This window comes from Saliniramus sp. (genome assembly GCF_035311605.1).
In the GTDB taxonomy this organism is placed as follows: Bacteria; Pseudomonadota; Alphaproteobacteria; order Rhizobiales; family Beijerinckiaceae; genus Saliniramus.
On record NZ_DATGCW010000222.1, the window covers coordinates 1 to 7,993 of the forward strand.

7 protein-coding genes are annotated in these 7,993 nt (G+C 63.9%); 1 reads left to right on the plus strand and 6 read right to left on the minus strand.

Features of this window, described 5'->3' with window-relative positions; all coding sequences use genetic code 11:
* The coding region (locus tag VKP01_RS10000) for a lysine-2,3-aminomutase-like protein (protein WP_324412004.1) at positions 1 to 919 on the minus strand (919 nt) is incomplete at its 3' end.
* Entirely contained in the window at positions 916 to 1,965 is a 1,050-nt protein-coding gene (gene epmA / locus VKP01_RS10005) for an EF-P lysine aminoacylase EpmA (protein WP_324411998.1), read from the minus strand. The genes epmA and VKP01_RS10000, both read right to left, overlap by 4 nt.
* A 139-nt stretch (positions 1,966 to 2,104) precedes the next feature.
* On the opposite strand from epmA, the gene efp reads away from it, so the two are divergent.
* A complete protein-coding gene (efp, locus tag VKP01_RS10010) occupies positions 2,105 to 2,674 on the plus strand; it encodes an elongation factor P (RefSeq protein ID WP_324411999.1) in 570 nt (189 codons plus the stop codon).
* A gap of 89 nt (positions 2,675 to 2,763) precedes the next feature.
* Here the strand turns inward: efp and VKP01_RS10015 are convergent, their stop codons facing one another.
* From VKP01_RS10015 to VKP01_RS10030, 4 genes are all read right to left on the minus strand, one after another.
* The gene (locus tag VKP01_RS10015) at positions 2,764 to 4,005 is read right to left on the minus strand and encodes a phosphopentomutase (protein WP_324412000.1); all 1,242 of its coding nucleotides are present in this window, start codon (positions 4,003 to 4,005) and stop codon (positions 2,764 to 2,766) included.
* 7 nt (positions 4,006 to 4,012) lie between these two features.
* Complete coding sequence (locus VKP01_RS10020) at positions 4,013 to 5,641, minus strand: ABC transporter ATP-binding protein (RefSeq protein WP_324412001.1); 1,629 nt, start codon at positions 5,639 to 5,641, stop codon at positions 4,013 to 4,015.
* Positions 5,642 to 5,741: 100 nt separating this feature from the next.
* Positions 5,742 to 6,893, minus strand: coding sequence for an ABC transporter permease (locus tag VKP01_RS10025; RefSeq protein ID WP_324412002.1), 1,152 nt, complete (start codon positions 6,891 to 6,893; stop codon positions 5,742 to 5,744).
* A 123-nt stretch (positions 6,894 to 7,016) separates the two neighbouring features.
* Positions 7,017 to 7,993 (minus strand): microcin C ABC transporter permease YejB (locus VKP01_RS10030; RefSeq protein ID WP_324412003.1); only part of this gene is annotated, 977 nt, incomplete at its 5' end.

Sequence of the window (7,993 nt, forward strand, 5' to 3'; positions counted from 1 at the left end):
AGAACTGGCACAAGCCCGATAACCGCCCCCGTAACGCACCGACCAGCGCGCGCCCCTCGGCGATCGTCGTCCGGAAATGCGCCGTACCCGGTGCCAGATCGCCGTGATTGAGGTGGTAGGGCTTGATGCGCATTTCGACGAAGCTGCGCATCAGCGCCGTCAGCGTGTCCAGATCGTTGTTGATCCCGCGCAGGAGCACGCTCTGCGACAGCATGGGAATTCCCGCATCGATCAGGCGCGCGATCGCCGCCCGGGCGTTCGGTGTGAATTCCCGTGGATGATTGGCATGCAGCGCGACATAGATCGTCTTGTCGGCGCTCTTCAAGGCCGCGATCAGCGCCGCGTCGACATGCGCCGGCGTTACCACGGGAACGCGTGTATGCAGGCGGATGATGCGGATATGCTCGATTTCGGCCAGCCTTTCCATGACATGGCGCATGCGGGCCGGAGAGAGGATCATTGGGTCGCCGCCGGTGAGAATCACCTCCCAGATCTCGGGGTGATCGCGCAGATAGGCGATCGCCTGATCGAGTTCCGCGCGCGGCAGCGTCCCGCCATGCTGCGGCCCGACACTCTCGCGGCGGAAGCAGAAGCGGCAATAGACCGGACAGACCTGCACCACCTTGAGCAGCGCGCGATCAGGATAACGATGCACGATGCCGGGCACCGGGCTGTGAGCATCATCGCCGATCGGATCGCTGAGTTCCTCGGGCAGCGTGCGCAATTCACGCGCATCGGGGATGAACTGCGCGGCGATCGGGTCATGCGGATCGCTCGCGTCGATCTGTGCCACCATTTCCGGGGTGACTGCGATGGCGTAGCGGTCATTGACGACCTCGATATCCGTGCGCGCGGCTTCCGGGGCGAGGCCGGCCTTGATGAGCGCCTCGGGATCGCGCAGGGTGCGTTGCGCCATCAGCTTTCTCCTCCGGCCTCGGAAACGGGGGTCCAGATCACCTGGTCGATGCGCTGGGCGCCGGTGGCCAGCATGACGAGGCGGTCGAAACCGAGCGCGACGCCGCTTGCCGGCGGCATCAAGGCAAGCGCTTCGAGAAAATCCGCATCGATCGGATAACGCTCACCATAGACACGCTGTTTCTCGTCCATCTCCGCCTCAAAGCGTTCGCGCTGGGCCTCCGGATCAGTGAGCTCACCGAAACCGTTGGCGAGTTCGACGCCGCAGGCATAGATCTCGAAACGCTCGGCCAGACGCGGATCATCCGGACAGGGCCGCGCCAGTGCGGCTTCCGCCACGGGATAGCGATCGAGCACGGTAAGACGCCCGCGCCCGAGCTGCGGTTCGATGCGCTCGACGAGAACACGGCTGAAGATATCTGCCCAGGTATCGTCCTCCGCGACCCGTATCCCGACCTCGCGCGCTGATCTCGCAAGCGCCGCGCGGTCGGTGCCGCCATCGTCGCGCAGGCTGGCGAGGAGATCAATGCCGGCATGATCGGCAAAGGCCTGCGCCACCGCAATGCGCTCGAACGGCGCGAACGGATCGGCTTCCACGCCGCGATGGCGAAAACGCGTTGCCCCCGTGATCTCGGACGCGCGCGCGATCAGTGCGGCGCAATCGGCGATGATGGCGTCATAGGGCGCATGCGCGCGGTACCATTCCAGCATCACGAATTCCGGATGATGCAGCGGCCCGCGTTCGCGGTTGCGGAAGACCGGGGCGAAGGCGAAGAGTGCCGTCTCGCCGGCGGCGAGCAGCTTCTTGCAGGCGAATTCCGGCGAAGTGTGCAGATACATGCGCTGCGCCACGCCGTCATGGCCGATAATGCGCGTTGCGAAGCCATGCAGATGCGCTTCGTTGCCGGGGGAGACCTGGAGGATGGCGGGCTCCGTCTCGATGAAGTCGCGCGCCTCGAACCAGGCCCGCAATCCGCTCCTGATGCGGTTGCGCGCCATGAGCGCGGGGCGTCGATCCGCGTGAACTTCCGGTCGCCACCATTGCGTCATCGCCGATCGATCCCGTCTGTTGCGCCGCGATTGCGCGTGAATGCGTATCCCGGTCTGGACCCGGAAGCGTTATCGGGTTAAGCCCACGCGAAGCAAGGTTCAAGACCGCGCGAGCGGTTGATCAGGAACGGGATTGAAAATGGCAAAGGTTCTGGCAAGCGCGCTGCGCAAGGGTAACGTCGTTGACATCAACGACAAGCTCTATGTCGTTCTCACGGCGCAGAACATCCATCCGGGCAAGGGCACGCCCGTCACCCAGCTCGATCTGCGCCGGATTTCCGACGGCACCAAGATCTCCGAGCGCTATCGCACCACCGAGCAGGTCGAGAAGGCCGTCGTTGAGGATCGCAATCATACCTTCCTCTACGATGATGGCGAAGGGTTCCACTTCATGAACCCGGACAGCTATGAGCAGGTCGCCATGACCCGCGAGGATATCGGCGATCAGGCCGCCTTCCTTCAGGAAGGCATGACGGTGAGCCTGAAGCTGCATAACGGCCTGCCCATCGCCATCGAACTGCCCCAGCGCGTCACCCTCGAAGTCGTCGAGACCGAGCCGACCGTGAAGGGCCAGACGGCGTCGTCCTCCTACAAGCCCGCCATGCTCAATAACGGCGTTCGCACCATGGTACCGCCGCATATCGCCACAGGCACGCGCATCGTGGTGATGACGGAAGACGCGTCCTACGTCGAGCGCGCCAAGGACTGAGCACGCCAAGGACTGATCGCGCCAAGGATTGAGCGTCAATCCGCCTCGCGCATGACGAGTGCCCCGGCATCACCCGGGGCGTTGTCGGTTCATGCGATGATCGTGAAGGGGCGACCATGGCGCGGCGGGGCGACACCGAGCCAATCGGCGAGGCTCGCACCGATATCGGCAAAGCTCTCCCGCCGCCCGACCGTTGCGCCGGCCAGACCGGGGCCCAAGCCGATGATCGGCACCTGCTCACGCGTGTGATCGGTGCCGCGCCAGGTCGGGTCGTTGCCGTGATCGGCGGTGAGGATGCACAGATCGCCCGGCGCGAGCGCCGCCTCGATTTCCGGAACCCGGCGGTCCAGAGCCTCAAGCGCGGCGGCATAGCCAGGCAGGTCGCGGCGGTGGCCGTAATCGGAATCGAAATCAACGAGATTGGTGAAGATCAGTCCGCCCGGCGGCAGGCGGTCGAGTGCGGCGATGGCGGCGCTCAGGCAGGCATCGTCGCCCGACGGCTTGACCTCCTCGCCGGTATGGCGATGGGCGAAGATATCGCCGATCTTGCCGACGCTGATGACGGCCCGCCCCGCATCGTGAAGCCTGTCGAAGATCGTGCCCTCCGGCGGCGGGATGGCGAAATCCTTGCGGTTGGCGGTGCGGCTGAAGCCGGAGCGCGCGTCGCCCTTGAAGGGGCGGGCGATAATCCGCCCGATCTTCAACGGATCGCACAGGCGCCGCGCGATGCGGCAGGTCTCGTAGAGCTGCTCGAGACCGAATTGCTCTTCATGCGCCGCGATCTGCAACACGCTGTCGACGGAAGTGTAGCAGATCGGCTTGCCGGTACGCAGATGCTCAGGCCCCCATTGCTCGACGATGGCGGTGCCGGGTGAGTGGCGATTGCCCAGAATGCCGGGCAGACGAGCCTCGCTGATCAGGGCATCCGTCAGCCATTTCGGGAATGTCGGCTGCGTGTCGGGAAAATAGCCCCAGTCGAAATCGACCGGGCAACCGGCGATTTCCCAATGCCCCGAGGGAGAATCCTTGCCGCGCGATGTCTCGACCGCGTGGCCCCAGAGCCCGGCGGGCGCGCCATCGCGCATCAGATCCGGATACGTCTCGCCGCTGGCCGCGCGCATGGCATGGCCGAGGCCCAGACGCGCCAGATTGGGCAGTTGCAGCGGGCCGGAGCGCAGCCCGGGCCGATCACCCGCACCGCTGGCGCAGCCTTGCGCGATATGGCCCAACGTGTTTGCGCCTTTGTCGCCATAAGCCGCCGCATCCGGCGCGCCGCCGATCCCCACCGAGTCGAGAACGATCAGGAGAGCGCGTTTGTGAGCAACGGCCATGGCCCGATCAATCGGAAACGATACCGGCACCCGCCGCTTCGAGATCAAAGGCTGCGGCGAACAGGGCGCGGGTATAGGGGCTTTCAGGCGCGTCGAAGACACGGTCCGCGTCGCCTTGTTCCACGACGCGCCCGTTCTGCATCACGATGACGTGGTTGGCGAGTGCGCGCACCACCTTGAGATCATGGCTGATGAACATGTAGGCGAGTTTGCGCTTCTCTTGCAGTTCGCGCAAGAGCTCCACGATCTGGGCCTGCACGGACATGTCGAGCGCCGAGGTCGGCTCGTCCAGGAGCACGAATTGCGGCTCCAGTGCCATGGCGCGCGCGATCGCGATGCGCTGGCGCTGGCCGCCGGAGAATTCATGCGGATAGCGGTCCATGGCGGAGGGGTCGAGCCCGACATCGATCAAGGCTCGTGCCACGGCCTCACGCCGCTCATTGGCCGAGAGCCCGTGATCGAGCACGAGCAGGCCTTCCTCCACAATCTGCGTCACCGACATGCGCGGCGAGAGCGAGCCGTAGGGATCTTGAAAGACCACTTGCATGTTCTTCCGCAGGGGCCTGATCTGCTTCGATTTCAGTCCGTCGATCCGGTTGCCGAGGAAGGCCACCGGGCCCTGTGACGAGATCAGGCGCAGGATGGCGAGGCCCAGGGTCGTCTTGCCTGATCCGGATTCGCCCACGACGCCGACCGTCTCGCCCTGGCGCACGCTGACGCTGACCTCGTCGACCGCCTTCACATGGTCGACGGTGCGACCAAAGAAGCCTTTTCTGATCGGGAACCAGACCTTGATCGGGCCGGCCTCGACGACTACCGGCGCGCCTGCGGGCACCGGATGCGGGCGGCCTTTCGGCTCTGCCGCGAGCAGGCGCCGGGTATAATCGTGCTGCGGATTGCCGAAGACCTGCTGCACGGTGCCGGCCTCGACGATCTGGCCATTGGTCATCACGCAGACCTTGTCGGCAATGCTGCGCACGATGCCCAGATCATGCGTGATGAACAGCATCGCCATGCCCAGCCGCTTCTTCAGATCGGCCAGCAGTGCGAGGATCTGCGCCTGCACGGTCACGTCGAGCGCCGTGGTCGGCTCGTCGGCAATGAGCAGATCCGGCTCGTTGGCGAGTGCCATGGCGATCATCACGCGCTGGCGTTGGCCGCCGGACATCTGGTGCGGATAAGCGTCGAGCCGCTGGCCGGCATCGCGAATGCCGACCAGTTCGAGCAGTTCGAGGGTGCGCGTGCGTGCTTCCTTTTCGCTCAGCCGCCGGTGCATCCGCAGGATTTCGCCGATCTGGCGCGAGATCGTGTGCAGCGGGTTCAGGGAGGTCATCGGCTCCTGGAAGACCATGGTGATGTCGGCGCCGCGCACCTGCATCATCTCCGCTTCGCTGGCGGGCAGCAGATCCTTGCCCTTGAACAGGATCTGCCCGGTGGGATGCGACGCGGTTGGGTAGTTCAGGAGCTTCACCACCGAAAGCGCCGTGACCGATTTGCCCGAGCCGGATTCCCCCACCAGCGCGACGGTTTCACCCGGCTTGACATCGAACGACACCCTGTCGACCGCCAGCACCGAATCCTCGCCCTGGCGGAAGGCGACGGAGAGATCACGCACGGACAGGATCGGCGAGCTCATACCCGCTCCTTCGTCGGTTGGTTGAGTATCGAACGGACGCAGGCTTCGTGAAGGTCGCGACAAACGCGCGTCGGGAGCGCGGGGTAAATCATGATCGCCATCACGAGAAGGTCTTTCGGGGGTCGAAGGCGTCGCGGACGGCCTCGCCGATGAAGATCAGAAGGCTGAGCATCAGCGCGATGATGAAGAACCCGGTCAGGCCGAGCCAGGGCGCCTGCAGATTGGCCTTGCCCTGCGCCAGCAACTCCCCGAGCGAGGCCGAGCCAGGGGGCAGGCCAAAGCCGAGAAAGTCCAGTGAGGTCAGCGTCGTGATCGAGCCGTTGAGGATGAAGGGCAGGAAAGTCAGCGTCGCGACCATGGCATTGGGCAGGACATGCTTGATCATGATCTTGCCGTCCGACTGCCCGAGCGCACGGGCGGCGCGGACATATTCGAAATTGCGTGCGCGCAGGAATTCCGCGCGAACGACGCCCACCAGCGCCACCCAGCTGAAAAGCAGAAGGATTCCCAACAGCACCCAGAATGTCGGTGTGATGATCGAGGCGATGATGATCAGCAGATAGAGCGCCGGAATCGCCGTCCAGATCTCGATGAAACGCTGGAAGATCAGATCCGTCCAGCCGCCGAAATAGCCCTGCACCGCCCCGGCGAAGACGCCGATCACCGACGAGACACCAGCGAGGATCAGGCCGAAAAGTACCGAGATGCGAAACCCGTAGATCAACCGCGCGAGAACGTCGCGGCTCTGATCATCCGTGCCGAGCCAGTTCCATTCGATGTCGTTGCAGGTGCTGCCGCCATCGAGCATCGCGACAGGTTCGCATTGCGCATCGTCGAGCATCCAGGTCGGCGGGGAGGGGGCCGGCACGGGAAGCGAGAGATTGTGGGTGGTGTAATGGAAGCGGATTGGTGGCCAGATCGCCCAGCCGTTCTCGTCGATCGCATCCGCAATCAGTGGTTCCCGATAATCCGTTAGCGGCAGAAAGCCGTCATCAATGAACTTGTCTTCCGCATAATCCTGAAAAATCGGGAACAGGATCTCGCCCTTGAACGACACCATGATCGGTCGGTCATTTGCGATGAATTCGGCGAACATGGCGAGCACGAACAGCACCATGAAGATCCAGAACGACCAGTAGCCGCGCTTGTTCGCCTTGAAATTATCCAGCCGCCGCCGGTTGATCGGCGAGAGATTGAGCCAGCCTCTCTGCGCCTGCGGTGGTGCGAGTGGTTCGGTTACCGGCGCATTCATGGGCGGCCACCATCGAATGCCGGGTTCAGCCTTGACGATTCTGGGCGCCGGTTCACCCCACCCTTGATCCCTCCCCTGAGGGGAGGGAAAGTGCGCCCGTCATGGAGGGTGAGCATGGTCATTTCATACCTCCCTTGTCTCGAAATCGATGCGTGGATCGATCCAGACATAGGTGAGATCGGAGATCAGGTTCACGACGAGGCCGAGCAGGGAGAAGATGAAGAGGGTGGCGAAGACGACCGGGTAATCGCGGTTGACGATGGATTCGAACGAAAGCAGCCCCAGCCCGTCCAGGGAGAAGATCGTTTCAATCAGGAGCGCGCCTGTGAAAAACGCGCTGATGAAGGCGCCGGGAAAGCCGGCTACCACGATCAGCATGGCGTTGCGGAAGACGTGCCCATAGAGCACCTGGCGCTCTGAGAGTCCCTTCATGCGCGCCGTCATGACGTATTGCTTGCGGATCTCGTCGAGGAAGGAGTTCTTGGTGAGCAATGTCGTCGTGGCAAAAGCACCGATGGCCATGGCGGTGATGGGCAGGGCGAGGTGCCAGAAATAGTCAAGGATCGCGGCGGGGCTCGTGACCCAGGCCCAGAAAGGCATGTCTGCATATTGCTCCGACCAGAGGCCGCGCAGCGGGAATATCTGCCAGAACGAGCCGCCGGCGAAGAGCACGATCAGGAGGATCGCGAAGAGAAAGCCCGGGATGGCATAGCCGACGATGACGATCGCGGAGGTCCACCAGTCGAAGGGCGTGCCGTCACGCACGGCCTTCTTGACCCCCAGAGGGATGGAGATCGCATAGGAAATGATCGTCATCCACAGGCCGAGCGAGATCGAGACCGGGAGCTTCTCCTTGATCAGATCGATCACCGAAATATCGCGGAAATAGCTCTCGCCGAATTCGAATCGCGAGAAATTCCAGATCATCAGCGCGAACCGCTCATGGGCGGGCCGATCGAAACCGAATTGCGCTTCGAGCTGCGCGATGAATTGCGGATCGAGCCCCTGCGCCCCGCGATAGCGCGAGTCGCCGCTCCCGCCATCGCCCATCTGCCCCGCGAGGCCCCCGCCGTCGCCGCCGGCACCGCCGAAGCGCGCGG